The sequence below is a fragment of the Actinomadura sp. genome, from assembly GCF_044508335.1.
Lineage (GTDB): Bacteria > Actinomycetota > Actinomycetes > Streptosporangiales > Streptosporangiaceae > Spirillospora.
Genome location: NZ_JBIQHY010000072.1, coordinates 3,690 through 19,567, shown reverse-complemented (window position 1 = coordinate 19,567; position 15,878 = coordinate 3,690). Strand labels below are relative to the sequence as shown.

Annotated in this window: 13 protein-coding genes; 8 read left to right on the top strand and 5 right to left on the bottom strand. The window is 74.0% G+C overall.

Going from position 1 to position 15,878, the window contains the following annotated elements; translation table 11 throughout:
- Window positions 1–448 precede the first annotated feature (448 nt).
- Together ACIWVC_RS22550 and ACIWVC_RS22545 are read right to left on the bottom strand one after the other, a co-directional pair.
- Window positions 449–1,081, bottom strand: a complete 633-nt coding sequence (locus tag ACIWVC_RS22550; protein WP_396450978.1) for an AAA family ATPase — start codon at window positions 1,079–1,081, stop codon at window positions 449–451.
- A 40-nt stretch (window positions 1,082–1,121) separates the two neighbouring features.
- Entirely contained in the window at window positions 1,122–1,787 is a 666-nt protein-coding gene (locus tag ACIWVC_RS22545) for an MBL fold metallo-hydrolase (protein ID WP_396450976.1), read from the bottom strand.
- A gap of 194 nt (window positions 1,788–1,981) precedes the next feature.
- Here ACIWVC_RS22545 and ACIWVC_RS22540 point away from each other — a divergent pair, with 194 nt between their 5' ends.
- From ACIWVC_RS22540 to ACIWVC_RS22530, 3 genes are all read left to right on the top strand, one after another.
- The gene (locus ACIWVC_RS22540; RefSeq protein WP_396450975.1) at window positions 1,982–2,470 is read left to right on the top strand and encodes a hypothetical protein; all 489 of its coding nucleotides are present in this window, start codon (window positions 1,982–1,984) and stop codon (window positions 2,468–2,470) included.
- Window positions 2,471–2,475: 5 nt separating this feature from the next.
- The gene (locus tag ACIWVC_RS22535; RefSeq protein WP_396454540.1) at window positions 2,476–6,258 is read left to right on the top strand and encodes a tetratricopeptide repeat protein; all 3,783 of its coding nucleotides are present in this window, start codon (window positions 2,476–2,478) and stop codon (window positions 6,256–6,258) included.
- 160 nt (window positions 6,259–6,418) lie between these two features.
- Window positions 6,419–7,111: a Crp/Fnr family transcriptional regulator gene (locus tag ACIWVC_RS22530; RefSeq protein ID WP_396454539.1), complete on the top strand. Its 693-nt coding sequence runs from the start codon at window positions 6,419–6,421 to the stop codon at window positions 7,109–7,111.
- Window positions 7,112–7,118: 7 nt separating this feature from the next.
- On the opposite strand, the gene ACIWVC_RS22525 is transcribed toward ACIWVC_RS22530, so the two are convergent.
- Entirely contained in the window at window positions 7,119–7,865 is a 747-nt protein-coding gene (locus ACIWVC_RS22525; RefSeq protein ID WP_396454538.1) for a maleylpyruvate isomerase family mycothiol-dependent enzyme, read from the bottom strand.
- A 69-nt stretch (window positions 7,866–7,934) separates the two neighbouring features.
- Here ACIWVC_RS22525 and ACIWVC_RS22520 point away from each other — a divergent pair, with 69 nt between their 5' ends.
- Window positions 7,935–8,726: an MBL fold metallo-hydrolase gene (locus ACIWVC_RS22520; RefSeq protein WP_396450967.1), complete on the top strand. Its 792-nt coding sequence runs from the start codon at window positions 7,935–7,937 to the stop codon at window positions 8,724–8,726.
- A gap of 16 nt (window positions 8,727–8,742) precedes the next feature.
- Here the strand turns inward: ACIWVC_RS22520 and ACIWVC_RS22515 are convergent, their stop codons facing one another.
- Window positions 8,743–8,913 carry a hypothetical protein gene (locus ACIWVC_RS22515; RefSeq protein ID WP_396450966.1) on the bottom strand — a complete coding sequence of 57 codons (171 nt, stop codon included), beginning with the start codon at window positions 8,911–8,913 and terminating at the stop codon, window positions 8,743–8,745.
- Between the two features lie 176 nt (window positions 8,914–9,089).
- On the opposite strand from ACIWVC_RS22515, the gene uvrA reads away from it, so the two are divergent.
- From uvrA to ACIWVC_RS22500, 3 genes are all read left to right on the top strand, one after another.
- Window positions 9,090–11,927 (top strand): excinuclease ABC subunit UvrA, encoded by a 2,838-nt coding sequence (gene uvrA, locus ACIWVC_RS22510; RefSeq protein ID WP_396454537.1) that lies wholly within the window; start codon window positions 9,090–9,092, stop codon window positions 11,925–11,927.
- Between the two features lie 44 nt (window positions 11,928–11,971).
- Entirely contained in the window at window positions 11,972–12,412 is a 441-nt protein-coding gene (locus tag ACIWVC_RS22505; protein ID WP_396452662.1) for a Rieske (2Fe-2S) protein, read from the top strand.
- Between the two features lie 85 nt (window positions 12,413–12,497).
- Window positions 12,498–12,980, top strand: a complete 483-nt coding sequence (locus ACIWVC_RS22500) for a Rieske (2Fe-2S) protein (RefSeq protein ID WP_396452664.1) — start codon at window positions 12,498–12,500, stop codon at window positions 12,978–12,980.
- Here the strand turns inward: ACIWVC_RS22500 and ACIWVC_RS22495 are convergent.
- Entirely contained in the window at window positions 12,967–14,223 is a 1,257-nt protein-coding gene (locus tag ACIWVC_RS22495) for a mechanosensitive ion channel domain-containing protein (protein ID WP_396454536.1), read from the bottom strand. The genes ACIWVC_RS22500 and ACIWVC_RS22495 overlap by 14 nt on opposite strands.
- A 169-nt stretch (window positions 14,224–14,392) precedes the next feature.
- Between ACIWVC_RS22495 and uvrC the strand changes: the two genes are divergently transcribed.
- Window positions 14,393–15,878, top strand: a 1,486-nt coding sequence (uvrC, locus tag ACIWVC_RS22490; RefSeq protein WP_396454535.1) for an excinuclease ABC subunit UvrC, incomplete at its 3' end; no start/stop codon positions are given.

Here is a 15,878-nt window from a genome sequence, read left to right as displayed (position 1 = left end):
TTTCCGGCCCCGCCGTATCCCGGCCCGAGCCGCCCGGCCCGCCGCCGTCCCGCGGAGGACACCCCCGCCGGTACGAGGGGAGGGTTCACCCGCGTGCGGGATGCGCGCCCGGACGTTCGTGAAGAACGCTCGCCCCCATGAAACGAACCACAGCACGGCTGACCGCCGCCATGCTCGCCGCCACGGCGACGGCCTCGGCCGCAGGGCCGGACCGCCCGGCCGCCGGGCACGAGAACACCGCACGCGGGAAGCTGGTCTCCGCGACCCATCTCGGCGCCATGTCCGCCGCCCAGGTCCCCGTGGCTGGCGACCGAGGACTTCGCCCGGCTCCGGCGGCGCGGCGTGGACGTCCCGGTCGTGGACGTGGGAGACACGCTCTACGGCGGCTCCCGCCACCTCGGCTCCAACCTGGCGGGCACCGCCCGGATCGTCCGCTGGTTCGCCGCGCTCAGCTGAAGTGGATGGCCTGGAGCTTGTCGGCGGCGGTGCGGTCGAGGACCGTGACGCCGGCGGCGGGCGGGAGGGGATCGCCGCCGCGGGCGCGGTCGACGATGGGGCGCCAGCGCCGGCAGTGGCGGTCGAACGCGCCCGGTGTGACGACGCGGCCGCGGGCGACCTGGCCGGCGCGGGCGGTCTCCGGGGCGACGTCGATGAGGATCAGGTGCAGCCGGACGCCGCGGCGGCGGGCCAGCCAGGCGAACAGGTGCAGGACGTGCGGCCAGGTGCCGCGGGTGTGCGCGACGACGCCGTGGCCCGCCAGGATCGCGCGGCCGATGCGCCAGACGTGGGTCGCGTGGACCAGGGGCGTCCGCGCCCGGGGCGGCAGCGGCCGCAGGAACCGCGCCCACCAGTTGCGGGACTGCCGGGAGTCGATCACCAGGACGCCGCCCGCGGGCACCGGGGCCGTCTCGTCGCCGCGCAGCCCGTACAGCCGGTCGAGCAGGGTGCTCTTGCCGGCCCCCGGGAGCCCGGCGACGAGCACCAGGGAGCCCGCCGGGTAGCGCAGAGCGGGTCCCGGATCCGCCTCGTCGGGTTCGCGGATGGTCGTCTCCTGGTCTCGGCCCGGTGGTGATCGGGCCAACGAACGTCCCGCACCGCTTGTTCCGGCCGCGCCCGCGGAGTCACCAGCCCCGTTCGCGCCACTCCGGGAGGGACGGCCGCTCGCGGCCGAGCGTGGAGTCCTTGCCGTGGCCGGGGTAGAACCAGGTCGCGTCGGGGAGCCGGTCGAAGACGCGTTCCTCGACGTCGGCGAGGAGCTGCTTGAACCGGGCGGCGTCGCCCCAGGTGTTGCCGACGCCGCCGGGGAAGAGGCTGTCGCCGGTGAACAGGTGCGGGCGGTCCGCGAGCTCGCCCCCCGCGTCGTACAGCAGCGCGATCGAGCCGGGCGTGTGCCCGCGCAGGTGGATGACGCCGAGGGACACCCGCCCGAAGCGGACGGTGTCGCCGTGCTCGACGGGTTCGGCGACCGGCTCGGGCAGCGGCTCGGCGTCGCGGGGGTGGGCGGAGACTGGGGCGCCGGTCGCGCGCACCACCTCGCTCAGCGCCATCCAGTGGTCCTGGTGGCGGTGCGTGGTGACGATGCGCGCGAGGGGGCCGTCGCCGATGAGCTCCAGCAGCCGGGACGCCTCGTTCGCCGCGTCGATGAGCAGCTGCTCGCCCGTCGCGGTGCAGCGCAGGATGTAGGCGTTGTTGTCGTACGGGCCGACGCTCACCTTCGTGACCGACAGCCCGGGAAGCTCCCGGACGTCGGGACGCCCGCCGGTCTCGACGTTCCCGGTGTAGGTCATGGGTCCTCCCCGTCGGTAGTGCGCAGGCTAGACCATCTTCCACCATCGCACGGGCCGGGACGGCCGGGGCGCGGCCGGAGAATGAGTCACCAGACGCAGCCGAAGCGTGCGCGCGCGGACGGAAAATCCCGCCTTGCCGCTGCAGCATGGGAAATGGAAGATCAGGTCCGACCCGTGAGGACGGTGAAGCGTTGGTGACCGCATTCCGTCCCGGACCGGGCAGGGAGCAGCCGGAGGACCTCCTCGGGCACGCCTGCGCGCTGGTCCGGCTCTGCGGCCGGGACTCCGCCATCGCCGCGGTGTTCCTCGCCCTCGTGCTCGCCGGGACCGTGTCCCGGCTCGCGGCCGGGCTGCCCGGCCTCCCCGCGCTGGCGCTGCTGCCGGTGCTCGCCGGGTCGTTCGCGATCTCGGCCGGATACGCGGTCCGGTCGCGCCGCACGCTGGTGTCGGTGCTCGGCGAGGTGCGCGGCCGGACCGGCGCGCCCCTCGACCCGGGCGTGCCGTGGACGCCGTTCGGGTCCGCGGTCGCGCTGGACGACCGGGTCCGCGACGCGGAGCTGCGCCGGCTGCTGGCGGCGGCGCACCGCTGCGGCGAGCTGTCCTGGCAGGCCGTCGCGTGGGCGGTGGCGACCTCCGTGCTGTTCCTCTTCTGGACGCTGGCGGCGGCGATGGCGGGAGGGTGACCGGATTGACCGACCCCGTACGCATCGAGCACGTGCCGGACGTGCGGCCGGGCAGCTTCTGGGACCGGCTCGACCCCACCGACCGGCAGGCCCTGCGCGCCATGGGCCGGCGCGCCGACGTCCCGCCCGGCGGGATGCTGTGCCACCAGGGGTCGGTCGCGCCGGCCGTGTTCGTGCTGTTCAAGGCGTCGCCGCGCGCGGCCGGAAACGCGGTGGCGAAGGAGTTCGTCGACTCCAGCGACGGGGACGAGTCGATCATCGACCTGTTCGGGCCGGGGGACCTGGTCGGCTACCTCGGCCCGTGGGGGCACCCGCAGCGCGGCACCGTCGCCGCGCTCGACCACGTCGCGGCGCTGCGGGTGGACCGCGCCACGTTCCGCAGCCTGCTGGCGGCGAGCCCGCGGGTCGCCGAGGCGATGATGCACGCGATCTCCGAGAGCGTCACGTTCGGCGGCCGCCGGCACGCGGTGCGGGCGGCCGACCATCCGCAGCGGCTCGCCTACCACCTGCTGGAGCTGGCGCACCGGTTCGGCGAGCCGGGCGCCGGGGACGAGACGCGCATCCCGCTGAAGCTCAGCCAGGCCGAGCTGGCGAACTGGGCGGGGATCTCCCGCGAGACGCTGGTGCGCTGGTTCCGGTCGTGGCGGGCCAAGGGCATCCTGCACGAGCGGCCCCGCCCGCTGACCGTGCTGGACATCGAGCGGCTGCGCCGCGCGGCGAGCCCGTGGGGGGACGAGTGGCCCGCCCCCGGCGCCGAGCCGGCCTCACCCGCCGCCGAGCCGGCGGGGGAGGCCGCGATCGCGGCGCGCGAGCCGGTGCGCCTGGTGCCGCCCGGCGGCCGGCCGCCCGCGGCGCGGCTGCCCGCCGACAACCCGTTCTTCGCCGGCCGCGCGGTCAGCCTCAGCAAGCTGGACCTGCTGGTCGGCCAGTCCGTGCGGCCGCGCGCGGTGGTCGTGCAGGGCATGGCGGGCGTCGGCAAGACGACGCTGGCGGTGCACTGGGCGCACCGCGTCGCCGACCGGTTCCCCGACGGCGTGCTGTTCGCCGACCTGCGCGGCACGACCCGCAGCCCGGTCACCCCCGCGGAGGCGATGGGGCAGGTGCTGCGCGCGGCGGGCGTCCCCGGCGACCAGCTCCCGCGCACCGAGGACGAGCTGGCGGCGCAGTGCCGGTCGCTGCTGGGCGACCGCCGGATGCTGCTCGTCCTCGACAACGCGGTGCGGCCCGAGCAGGTCAGGCCGCTGGTCGCGGCGGTCGAGTCCGGGCTGGTGGTGGTGACGAGCCGGCGGCGGCTGCCCGCGCTGCTGGACGGCGCCGACGTCCGGACGCTGGAGCTGCGGGAGATGGCGACGCAGGAGGCCGTCGACCTCATCGCGGGCGTCCTCGGTCCCGGGGACGCGCGCGTCCGCGACGAGGAGAAGGCGATCGTGGAGCTGGCCCGCGAGTGCGGGTACCTGCCGCTGGCGCTCGGCGTCATCGCCGGCCGGCTGGCCGAGAACCCGGCCGAGTCCATCGCCGGGACCGTCCGGGAGCTGGCCGCCCGGGACGCGACCGGCGCCCCGGCCCCCGGCACGGCCGCGCCGGGGCTGAGCGCCGTCGTCGACCCGACCTTCGACGTCGCCTACCGGAGCCTGCGCCGCGACCAGCGGGAGGCGTTCCGCAGGCTCGGGCTGGTCGCCGGCCCCGACTTCACCCCCGCCGCCCTCGCCGCCCTCCAGGACCGGACGGTGGAGGAGGCCCGCGAGTGCCTGGAGGGGCTGCGCCAGGCGTACCTGGTGCAGGACGTCGGCCCGGACCGCTACCGCATGCACGACCTGCTGCGCGAGTTCGCCCGCGAACGCGGCCTCGGGGAGGACTCCGACGGCGAGCTCCACGCGGCCCAGCGCCGGCTGCTGGCCGGCTACCTCGCCGAGGCCCGGGAGGCCGGCGCCGCGCTGCCGGGGCGGCCCCGCCCCACCGCCCACCGGGGCGCGGCGCGCGGCCGCCCGTCCGCGGCGGAGCGCGCGGCGGCCCTCGCCTGGTTCGAGGCCGAGCGGCGCAACCTGGTCGCCGCCGTCCACCAGGCCGCCCGGCTCGGCCTGCAGCGCACCTGCTGGGAGCTCGCCGACGCGCTGTTCGACTTCCAGCAGTTCCGCCGCTACAGCGAGGACAACATCGCCGTCCAGCGGGCGGGCCTGCACGCCGCCCGCACCGAGGAGGACTGGGCGGCGGCCGCCGTGATGCTGCACAACCTGGCGGTGGCGCACTTCGAGCTGGGCGGCTCCGTCGAGGCCATCGGCTACGGGGAGGACGCGCGGCGCGCCTTCCGCGCCGCCGACCCGCCCGACCGGTACGGGGAGGCGGCCACGCTCGCGACGCTCGCCGACGTCCACGTCGCGCTGGGCCGCTACCTGACGGCGATCGACCACGCGGGCCGCTCCCTGGCCGTCCACGAGGAACTGGGGGACGACGCGGGAGTGGCCAAGAGCCGCAGCACCCTCGCCCGCGCCCACCTCGGCCTGGGCGACTACGAGACGGCGCTGGAGCACGCGGCGACGGCGCTCGCCGTCCGGCGCCGGATCGAGGACCAGGCGGGCGTGGCCGAGACGCTGATCACCGTGGCCGGGGTGCACCGCCGCCAGGGGAACGTCCACGAGGCGGTGACGCACGCGCTGGAGGCGCTGTCCATCCGGCAGGAGCTCGCGGACATGCACGGCGCCGCCCTCGCGATGACCGAGCTCGCGCGGATGAACGCCGCGCTCGGCCTGCGCGACATGGCGCAGCGGGACGCCGAGCAGGCGCTGCGCACCTACCGCGCCCTGGGCGGACGCCACGGGGAGGCGCGCGCCCTGACCACGCTCGGGATGCTGATGTGCGAATCGTCGAAGTTCGCCGAGGCGTTCACCTACTGCGGGGAGGCGCTGCGGCTGCACCGCGACATCAGCGACCGGCACGGCGAGGCCGAGGCGCTCGCGCAGATCGGGGTCGTCCACTGGCGGCTCGGCCGGTACCGGGAGGCGCGCGAGCACCTGCTGCGGGCGCTGGAGATCCGCCGCGAGATCGGCGACCAGCACGGCGAGGCCAACGACCTGGAGCAGCTGTCGGTCGTGATGCGCCGCCTCGGCCGCCCCCAGGAGGCGTTCGTCCTCGGCCTGGAGGCCCTCGACCTGTGGGGGCGGCTCGGCGCGCGCGGCGGCATGGCGGGCACGCTCGGCAGCCTCGCCCGCACCTACTCCTGGCTCGGCCTGACCGCGGAGGCCGAGCGGGCGGCCCGGCAGGCGCTGCACCTGCGCAGGTCGGGCGGCGACTGGTACGGACTCGGCGTCGGGCTGGACACCCTCGCCGCCGTGCTGCGCCGCGCCGGGCGCCCCGAGGAGGCCCTCGCCCACGAGCTGGACGCGCTCGGCTACCTCGGCGACGTCGGCGACCGGCACGGCGAGGCGAACGGCCTCGTCCACCTCGCCGTCATCCACCTCGACCTCGGCCGCGCCGACGACGCCCTGCAGACCGGGCGGCGCGCCCTCGGCCTGGCCGCCGAGCTGGGCGCGGCCCGCGAGCAGGCGCACGCGCTGCACACGATGGCGCGCGCGGCGCAGCTGCTCGGCAAGCACGCCCGCGCGGTGGAGCACGTCGAGGCCGAGATCGCCATCCGCCGGGAGGTGGACGACCGGCGGGGGCTGCGGCAGGCGCTGGAGCTGCTGGGCGCGTCGCACCTCGCGCTCGGCGACCGGGCCGCCGCGGCGGACTGCGTCCGGCGCGTCCGCGCTCTCGACAACCTCCTCGAATCCGAGAGGTCGCTCGACATGTGACCGCCCGGCCCCCGCGCCGGGCCGCCTGGACCGGTCGACCGCGGGCCGGGGGCCGGAGGATGGTCTGGTCAGTCGGCGCGGCGCCGCGTTCACTGGACGGTGACACCGTGATCAGCGAGGGTCGCGGCCCCGGCCCGGCCGGGTCCGCTGAGGAGGCGGGATGGAGACCACCCGGTTCTGGGACGCGCTGAGCCCGCGCGCCCGGGAGGCGCTGCGCGGAGCCGGGGCCCCGGTGGTGATCAGGCCGGGGGCGTTCCTGATGCGCGAGCACACCCGCGCGTCCCAGGTCTTCGTGCTGCGCGCCGGCGCGGTGAAGGTCTGGGTGGACCGGGACGGCGAGACCGCCATCCTCGACGTCCTCGGGCCGGGCGACCTGGTGGGCGAGGTGGAGGCGGCCGACGGCGGCATCCGGCACGCCAACGTCGAGGCGCTGACCCGGGTGGAGGCGCTGGTGCTGCCCGCCGCCCGGTTCCGCGGCGTCCTGGACGCCCACCCCGGGGCGGTCTGGGCCGTCGCCGCCGTCCTCGCCGAGCGGCTCCGCGACTCCAACGACCTGCGCGTCGCCCACTTCCCCGACGACCCCGAGCGCCGCCTCGCCTCCCGGATCCTGCGCCTGGTCGCGCGGTTCGGCGCCCCGGTCAAGCGGGAGCGGCCCGGCGGCGGGACGGAGGAGGGAGTCCACGTCCAGGTGCCGATGTCCCAGCAGGACCTCGGCCGCTGGGCGGGGATGGGGCGGCGGAAGGTCGCGCAGATCCTCGCCGCCGAACCGCTGCGCGGCGGGCTGACCGTCGCCCGCAACGCGATCTCCGTCCGCTCGACCGACGGGCTGCGCCGCCTCGCGCGCGACGACTAGGACCCGGCTAGAACCCGGCCGGGCGGTGCGGCCACGGCGGCGGCGCCGGCAGCGGCGCCTCCGGGCGGACGTGCACGCCCGAGCCGTCCGTGCGGCCGCTCAGCCAGCCGAGCAGCGCCCGGCCCGAACCGGACGCCTCAGGGCCGCCCGCCGTCCAGCCGAGATCGGCGGCCTCGCCGTAGTCGGTCGCGGTGATCCGGTAGCCGGCCAGCCCGCCGCGCTGCTCCTGCGGCAGCGCCGCCATGTCCGCCAGCGTCGCGGCCGACGACCACCGGACGTAGGGCTCCGGCCAGTCGGCGGGACCGTACCCGGCGGCGAGGTCGACGTGGTGCGCCTCCACCTCGTTCCACCGGCGGAACACCGTGTACCAGGCGGGGTGCGGCCAGCCGCCCATCGCCTTCACCGGAGCGTTCCAGGCGTCCTCGGGCAGCGCGCCGGCGAGCTCGGCGAACCGCGCGGCGGTGTCGCGCACGTCGGCGGCCAGCTCCTCGCCGCTCCGCCCGGCGCCCGCCTCGATGTCGGCGTTGCGCCTTTCCAGGCTCGGGTACTGCGGGATCTCCACGCCGGTGCGGGCCGATTCGAGGAGGTTCCACAGGGAGTCGGCGTTGCGGGCGATATGGGCGGCGACATGCCCGCGGCTCCATCCGGGCAGCGCCGACGGGGCGCGCAGCTCCTCCCCGGTGAGCTTGGACAGCGTCCCCGCGACCCGCTCCGTGCCCGCCTCCAGCTCGCCGATCACGTCCCGCCAGTCCATTGCCCCTCCTCGGCCGGAAACGACCCTCCATCCAGTCGCACCGCGCCGTCCCGTGCCAGCATGGCGATCATGGACCTTCCGATCTGCGCGACGTGCGGCGTCCAGTACGGCGGACCGCGCGCCGACTGCCCCATCTGCGAGGACGAGCGCCAGTACGTCGGCTGGGACGGCCAGAGATGGACGACGCTGGAGGAACTGCGGTCCCGCCACCGGGGGCGGATCGCCGAGGAGGGCCCGGACGTCGTCGGGATCGGCGCCGAGCCGTCCACCGCCATCGGCCAGCGCGCCCTGCTGCTGCGCGCCCCGTCCGGCAACGTCCTGTGGGACATGGTCACCTACATCGACGACGACGTGATCCGCCAGGTGAACGACCTCGGCGGCGTGTCCGCGATCGCGATCAGCCATCCGCACTTCTACGGCTCGATGATCGAGTGGGCGCACGCGTTCGACGCGCCCGTGTACATCCACGAGGCCGACCGCCGGTGGGTGGCCCGCCCGGACGACGCGGTCGTCTTCTGGGAGGGCGAGACCCACTCCATCGCCGACGGCCTGACGCTGATCAACGCGGGAGTCCACTTCGAGGGCGGCCAGGTGCTGCACTGGCGGGACGCCCGCGCCCTGTTCTCCGGCGACATCCTGACGGTCGTCCAGGACCGCGACTGGGTCAGCTTCATGTACAGCTACCCGAACCACATCCCGGAACGGCCGCGCATCGTGCGGCGGGCCCTCCGCCTCCTGGAGCCCTACGACTTCGACCGCGTGTACGGCGCCTGGTGGCGGAAGATCGTCTACACCGACGGCAAGAACGCCGTCCGCCGCTCCGCCGACCGCTACCTCGACTTCGCCCTCGACGACGGGTAGCCGGGCGGCGGGCGGCTCAGGCCAGGGCCTCGGCGATCGCGGCGCGGTCCTGGTACTCGCGCCAGTGCACGATGCGCCCGTCCCGCGCCCGCAGCACCACGACGAAGTTCGCCGACCCCCCGGTAGGAGGGGAGCGGCCGGGCGAGGGGCGGATCCGGTGTTGCGGTGGCGGGCGGTGTTCGAACACGTGTACGGTGCGGGAGTGTCGTCCGGACCGTCCGGGACGGGCGGGTAGCTTCATGAAATGCGGTGGCGGGCGCCGCCGTTAAGGAGTCGGGGGATTCTGTCGTACCCCGTGGCTAGCCTGAGACCGGGCCGTCTCTGCCCACCACCGCGCCCCAGAAGAGGAACCGGAAGTACGCCGTGCATGACCGACTCATCGTGCGTGGAGCACGCGAGCACAACCTGAAGGACGTCTCGCTCGACCTCCCGCGGGACTCCATGATCGTGTTCACCGGTCTGTCGGGGTCCGGGAAGTCCAGCCTGGCGTTCGACACCATCTTCGCCGAGGGCCAGCGCCGGTACGTGGAGTCGCTGTCGGCGTACGCCCGGCAGTTCCTCGGGCAGATGGACAAGCCCGACGTCGACTTCATCGAGGGACTGTCCCCGGCGGTGTCGATCGACCAGAAGTCGACCAGCAAGAACCCGCGGTCGACGGTCGGGACGATCACCGAGGTGTACGACTACCTGCGGCTCCTCTACGCGCGGATCGGGCACCCGCACTGCCCCGAGTGCGGCCGGCCGATCAGCCGGCAGGCGCCGCAGCAGATCGTCGACCGGGTGCTGGAGCTGGAGCCCGGCACGCGCTTCCAGGTGCTCGCGCCGGTGATCCGCGGGCGCAAGGGCGAGTACCTGGAGCTGTTCCGCGAGCTGCAGTCCAAGGGGTACTCGCGGGCGCTCGTCGACGGGCAGATGATCCGGCTGGACGAGCCGCCCAAGCTGAAGAAGCAGGAGAAGCACGACATCTCCGTCGTGGTCGACCGGCTCTCGGTGAAGGACTCCGCCCGGCAGCGGCTCGCCGACTCGGTGGAGACGGCGCTCGGGCTCGCGGGCGGCACGATCGTCCTCGACTTCGTCGACCTCGACGAGAACGACGAGAACCGCACCCGGATGTACTCCGAGCACCTCTACTGCCCCTACGACGACCTGTCGTTCGAGGAGCTGGAGCCCCGGTCGTTCTCGTTCAACTCGCCCTACGGCGCCTGCCCCGACTGCACCGGGCTGGGGACGCGCATGGAGGTCGACCCCGAGCTCGTCGTCCCCGACGAGGAGCTGACCCTCGGCGAGGGCGCGATCCAGCCGTGGTCCAACGGGCACGTGAGCGACTACTTCCTGCGGCTGCTGTCCGCGCTCGGCGACGCCATGGGGTTCGACCTCAACACCCCCTGGTACAAGCTGCCCGCCAAAGCCCGCAAGGCCATCCTCAACGGGCACGAGACCCAGGTCCACGTGCGGTACAAGAACCGCTACGGGCGGACGAGGTCGTACTACACCGCCTACGAGGGCGTGATCCCCTACATCCAGCGGCGGCACGCCGAGTCCGAGAGCGACTCCAGCCGCGAGCGGTTCGAGGGCTACATGCGGGAGATCCCGTGCCCGACGTGCGAGGGCGCCCGGCTCAAGCCGGTCGTGCTGGCCGTCACCATGGGCGGGATGTCGATCGCCGAGGTCGCCGCGATGCCGATCGGCGAGGCCGCGAAGTTCCTCCTCGCGCTGGAGCTGAACGAGCGCGAGAGGCACATCGCCGAGCGCGTCCTCAAGGAGATCAACGCCCGGCTCGGGTTCCTGCTGGACGTCGGCCTCGACTACCTGACGCTCGACCGGGCGTCCGCGACGCTGGCCGGCGGGGAGGCGCAGCGCATCCGGCTCGCCACGCAGATCGGCTCCGGCCTGGTCGGCGTGCTGTACGTGCTGGACGAGCCGTCCATCGGCCTGCACCAGCGCGACAACCACCGGCTGCTGGAGACGCTGCTCCGGCTCCGCGACATGGGCAACACGCTCATCGTCGTCGAGCACGACGAGGACACCATCACGGCGGCCGACTGGGTCGTCGACATCGGCCCCCGCGCCGGCGAGCACGGCGGCGAGATCGTCGTGTCCGGCACCGTCGACGACCTGAAGAAGTCCGAACGCTCGCTGACCGGCGCCTACCTCGACGGGCGGCGTGAGATCGCCGTCCCGGAGATCCGCCGGCCGCGCACGAAGGGCCGCGAGGTCACCGTCAAGGGCGCCCAGCAGAACAACCTGCGCGACGTCGACGTGGCGTTCCCGCTCGGCGTCCTCACCGCCGTGACCGGCGTGTCCGGGTCGGGCAAGTCGACCCTGGTCAACGACATCCTCTACAACGCGCTGGCCAAGAAGCTGAACGGGGCGAAGACCGTCCCCGGCAAGCACAGGCGCGTCAACGGCGTCGACCAGCTCGACAAGGTCGTCCATGTCGACCAGTCGCCGATCGGCCGCACCCCGCGGTCGAACCCGGCGACCTACACCGGCGTGTTCGACCACATCCGCAAGCTGTTCGCGCAGACCACCGAGGCGAAGGTGCGCGGCTACCAGCCGGGCCGGTTCTCCTTCAACGTCAAGGGCGGCCGCTGCGAGAACTGCTCCGGCGACGGCACCATCAAGATCGAGATGAACTTCCTGCCGGACGTCTACGTCCCGTGCGAGGTGTGCCACGGCGCCCGCTACAACCGGGAGACGCTGGAGGTCCACTACAAGGGCAAGACGATCTCCGAGGTGCTCGACATGCCGATCGAGCAGGCCACCGAGTTCTTCGAGCCGATCAAGGCGATCCACCGGCACCTGAAGACGCTCAACGACGTCGGGCTCGGCTACGTCCGGCTCGGCCAGCCCGCCCCGACGCTGTCCGGCGGCGAGGCGCAGCGCGTCAAGCTGGCCTCCGAGCTGCAGAAGCGCTCCACCGGCCGCACCATCTACGTGCTGGACGAGCCGACCACCGGCCTCCACTTCGAGGACATCCGCAAGCTCCTCGGCGTCCTGAACGGCCTGGTCGACAAGGGCAACACGGTCATCGTCATCGAGCACAACCTCGACGTCATCAAGACCGCCGACTGGATCATCGACATGGGGCCCGAGGGCGGGTCGAGGGGCGGCACGGTCGTCGCAACCGGCACCCCCGAGGAGGTCGCCCGGGTCGAGGCCAGCCACACCGGCCAGTTCCTCAAGAAGATCCTCGGCTAGGGGCCGGTGCGGCGTCCCCGGAGCCGTCCACCAAGATGGGGGCCATGGGAGAGAACGTGATGCCCCGGGCGGCCGGGGACGGGGGGATCGGGCGGCGCGCCGTGCTGTGCGGCTGCGCCGGGGCCGTCGGCGCCGCAGTCATCGCCGGATGCGGCAGCGGGAGCGGGGGCGGGGCCAAGTCCGCCGCCGACCTCAAAGGCAAGCAGATCGCGAAGGCCGCGGACGTGCCCGTCGGCGGCGGGAAGATCTACGGGGACGAGAAGGTCGTCGTCACCCAGCCGGCCCAGGGCGACTTCAAGGCGTTCACCGCGGTCTGCACCCACCAGGGCTGCACGGTCGGCAGCGTCCGGGACGGGATCATCCACTGCCCGTGCCACGGCAGCGAATTCAAGATCACGGACGGGTCGGTGGCGAAGGGCCCGGCGGACAAGCCGCTGCTGGAGTACCCGGTCCAGGTGCGGAACGGCGGCATCGTCGTCACCTGATTTGGTTCCGGTTTGAACCATCTCGGCGGCCGGTCCGTGTTTCCCGGTGACGGATGAACCGAGACATGTCACCGGAGGGGCGAGCATGCCACAGGGGTCCGAGACGAAGCCGGACGGGACGGAGCGGGAACCGGGGAACGCTCCCGGCCGCCGGGCGCTGCTCGTCGGCGCGGGTCTCGCGGGCGTGGCCGGGCTGGCGGCCGCGTGCGGGGGGTCCGGCGACGACGCCGGGTCCGGCGGGTCGAGCGGCTCCGGCGGCGCCGGCTCGGGCGGCGGGTCCGGCGGGGCCCTCGCCGCGGCCGCCGACATCCCGGTCGGCGGCGGCAAGGTCTTCGAGGACGCCGAGGTCGTCGTCTGCCAGCCGCAGCAGGGCCGGTTCACGGCGTTCTCCGCGAACTGCACCCACCGCGGCTGCAGCGTCGGCTCGGTGTCCGGCGGCACGATCAACTGCCCGTGCCACGGCAGCAAGTTCGACATCAGCGACGGCTCGGTGGTGAACCCGCCCGCGGACGAGCCGCTGGAGAAGAAGAACGTCACCGTCCGGGGCGGGAAGATCATGCTCGCCTGAGCGACTTCGGCGGCGCCGGGCCGTCCCCGCGCCGGGCGGTCGGCGCGCCGCCGGAGTCGTCCGGGGCGCCGTCGGGGTCCTCGGGGGCGTTCACGCCGGCCGAGGCTCCGCCCGCCGCCTGCGAGCCCCGGCCGGGGGCGGACCCGTCCGCGGACGACGCTGCCCCGTCCGCGGACGGCCCGGCGCCGTCCGGGGACGCGGCCGCCCCGCCGGCGACCTGCTCCTCCCCGACGCGGAAACGGGGGATCGCGTGCGGATAGTGGTCGCGGATGTAGGCGACGAGATGCTCGCGCACGTCGCAGCGCAGGTCCCAGGTGCTCGCCGAGTCGGCGGCGCTCACCAGCGCGCGCAGCGTCACCAGCCCGTTCGGCCGGGTCTCCACGAGCTGCAGCACCCACTCGCGCCGGTCCCACAGCGGGTTGTCCTGCAGCGCCGAGTACAGCTCGGCGCGCAGCTCGTCGACCGGCACCGTCCAGTCCACGTGCAGCTCCACCGAGCCGAGCAGGCGGCTGGAGTGCCGGGTCCAGTTCTCGAACGGCTGCTCGGTGAAATGCGACACCGGGAAGATCATCCGGCGGTCGTCCCACAGCCGCAGCACCACGTAGGACAGCGTCAGCTCCTCGACCCGCCCCCAGGTGCCCTGCGTGACCACGATGTCGTCCAGGCGCAGCGCGTCGCTGAACGCGAGCTGCAGCCCGGCGAGCAGGTTGCCGAGCGTGGGGCGGGCGGCGATGCCGACGACCAGCCCGGCGACGCCCGCCGAGGCGAGCACCCCCGCGCCGATCGCCCGCACGCTCGGGAAGGTGAACAGCGCGGCGCCCACCGCCAGGATCACGATCACCACGGCGGTGATCCGGCGCACCAGCAGCATCTGCGTGCGGGCGCGGCGGGCCCGCCGGTTCCGCTCGCCCTCGATGTGCATCAGCCGCTCCAGCGGCGGGTCGCTCAGCGCGTAGCCGATGCGCAGCACCAGCCAGGTCGTGGCGCCGATCGCGGCGATCCGCAGCGCGTGCCGGACGGCGCCGTCCGCCTGGCCGTGCAGCAGCTGGTACGGCATCGCGGCGTTGGCGCTGACGACCGCCGCGAACGCGAACGCGGGCGCGGCGACGCGGCGGGCGACCCGGCCCGCGCCCGGCCAGCGGTGCGCCAGCCGGCCGGCGAGCAGCCGCCGGCCCGCCTCGACGACGATCGCGGACGTGGCGACGACGCCCGCGAGGACGACCCATGCCCACAGCGCCGACATGCGCGGAACGACCTCCTCGGCTGGTCGGAAAGCTCCGTTCGACCCTCCTTTTCCATGCGCTTTGCTGTCATCCGACCATGAAGGGAGATCTATGTCACCCTGCGCGGTCACGACGCCTTCCCGGAAGCGGGAGCACGGCGTGTCGGTCCGGCCCACTAGTCTTCTGAGCGTGGCAGATCCGGCGACCTACCGACCCGCACCGGGCTCGATCCCGGAGTCCCCCGGGGTGTACCGCTTCCGCGACGAGCACGGCCGGGTCATCTACGTGGGCAAGGCGAAGAACCTGCGCTCGCGCCTCAACTCCTACTTCGCCGACTTCTCCTCGCTGCACCCGCGCACGCAGACGATGGTGCAGACCGCCGCCCGGGTCGACTGGACGGTCGTCGCCACCGAGGTCGAGGCCCTCCAGCTGGAGTACTCCTGGATCAAGGAGTTCGACCCCCGGTTCAACGTCCGCTACCGCGACGACAAGTCCTACCCGTACCTCGCCGTCACCCTGAACGAGGAGTTCCCGAGGGTGATGGTCATGCGGGGCGCGAAGCGCAAGGGCGTGCGCTACTTCGGGCCGTACTCGCACGCCTGGGCGATCCGCGAGACCGTCGACCAGCTGCTGCGGGTGTTCCCCGTCCGGACGTGCAGCGCCGGGGTGTTCAAGCGCCAGCACCAGCTCGACCGCCCCTGCCTGCTCGGCTACATCGGCAAGTGCTCCGCGCCGTGCGTCGGCCGCGTCTCCCCGGAGGAGCACCGCCTCCTCGCCGAGGACTTCTGCGACTTCATGGCGGGCAACACCTCCCGGTTCATCAAGCGCCTCGAACGCGACATGCGGGAGGCCGCCGCGTCCCAGGAGTACGAGCGCGCCGCCCGGCTCCGCGACGACATCCGCGCGCTGGAGCGCGCGCTGGAGAAGCAGGCCGTCGTCCTGCCCGACAGCACCGACTGCGACATGATCGCCTTCGCCGAGGACGAGCTGGAGGCGGCCGTCCAGGTGTTCTACGTGCGCGGCGGCCGCATCCGCGGGCAGCGCGGCTGGGTCGTCGACAAGGTCGAGGAGGTCACCACCGGCGACCTCGTCGAGAACTTCCTCATCCAGATCTACAGCGAGAGCGAGTCGGTGCCGCGCGAGGTCCTCGTCCCCGCGCTGCCGCCCGACGAGGACGCCATGGCCGAGCTGCTGTCCGAGCAGCGCGGCGGGCCGGTGCGGCTGCGCGTCCCGCGGCGGGGCGACAAGAAGGCCCTGCTGGAGACCGTCGCGCGCAACGCCCACGAGGCGCTCAAGCAGCACAAGACGCGCCGCGCGTCCGACCTCACCACCCGCAGCCGCGCGCTGCAGGAGATCCAGGACGCCCTGGAGCTGGACGAGGCGCCGCTGCGCATCGAGTGCTACGACGTCTCCAACCTGCAGGGCACGAACGTGGTCGCGTCCATGGTCGTGTTCGAGGACGGCCTCGCCCGCAAGAGCGAGTACCGCCGGTTCACGATCAAGGCGGTCGAGGGGCAGGACGACGTCCGCTCCATCCACGAGGTGATCACCCGCCGGTTCCGCCGCTACCTCGCCGAGAGCGAGAAGACGGGCGAGCTCGACCAGCTCGGCGATCCCCACGAGGCGGTTGCCGGGGGGTCTGGGGGGTCGTCCCCCCAGAATGACACGGAGGCGG

Excerpts from the sequence above, each read along its gene's own strand:
- ACIWVC_RS22505 (WP_396452662.1), top strand. The coding sequence starts at position 11,972 with ATGGGAGAGAACGTGATGCCCCGGGCGGCCGGGGACGGGGGGATCGGG.
- ACIWVC_RS22545 (WP_396450976.1), bottom strand. The coding sequence starts at position 1,787 with ATGACCTACACCGGGAACGTCGAGACCGGCGGGCGTCCCGACGTCCGG.
- ACIWVC_RS22500 (WP_396452664.1), top strand. The coding sequence starts at position 12,498 with ATGCCACAGGGGTCCGAGACGAAGCCGGACGGGACGGAGCGGGAACCG.
- ACIWVC_RS22495 (WP_396454536.1), bottom strand. The coding sequence starts at position 14,223 with ATGTCGGCGCTGTGGGCATGGGTCGTCCTCGCGGGCGTCGTCGCCACG.
- ACIWVC_RS22520 (WP_396450967.1), top strand. The coding sequence starts at position 7,935 with ATGGACCTTCCGATCTGCGCGACGTGCGGCGTCCAGTACGGCGGACCG.
- ACIWVC_RS22525 (WP_396454538.1), bottom strand. The coding sequence starts at position 7,865 with ATGGACTGGCGGGACGTGATCGGCGAGCTGGAGGCGGGCACGGAGCGG.
- ACIWVC_RS22530 (WP_396454539.1), top strand. The coding sequence starts at position 6,419 with ATGGAGACCACCCGGTTCTGGGACGCGCTGAGCCCGCGCGCCCGGGAG.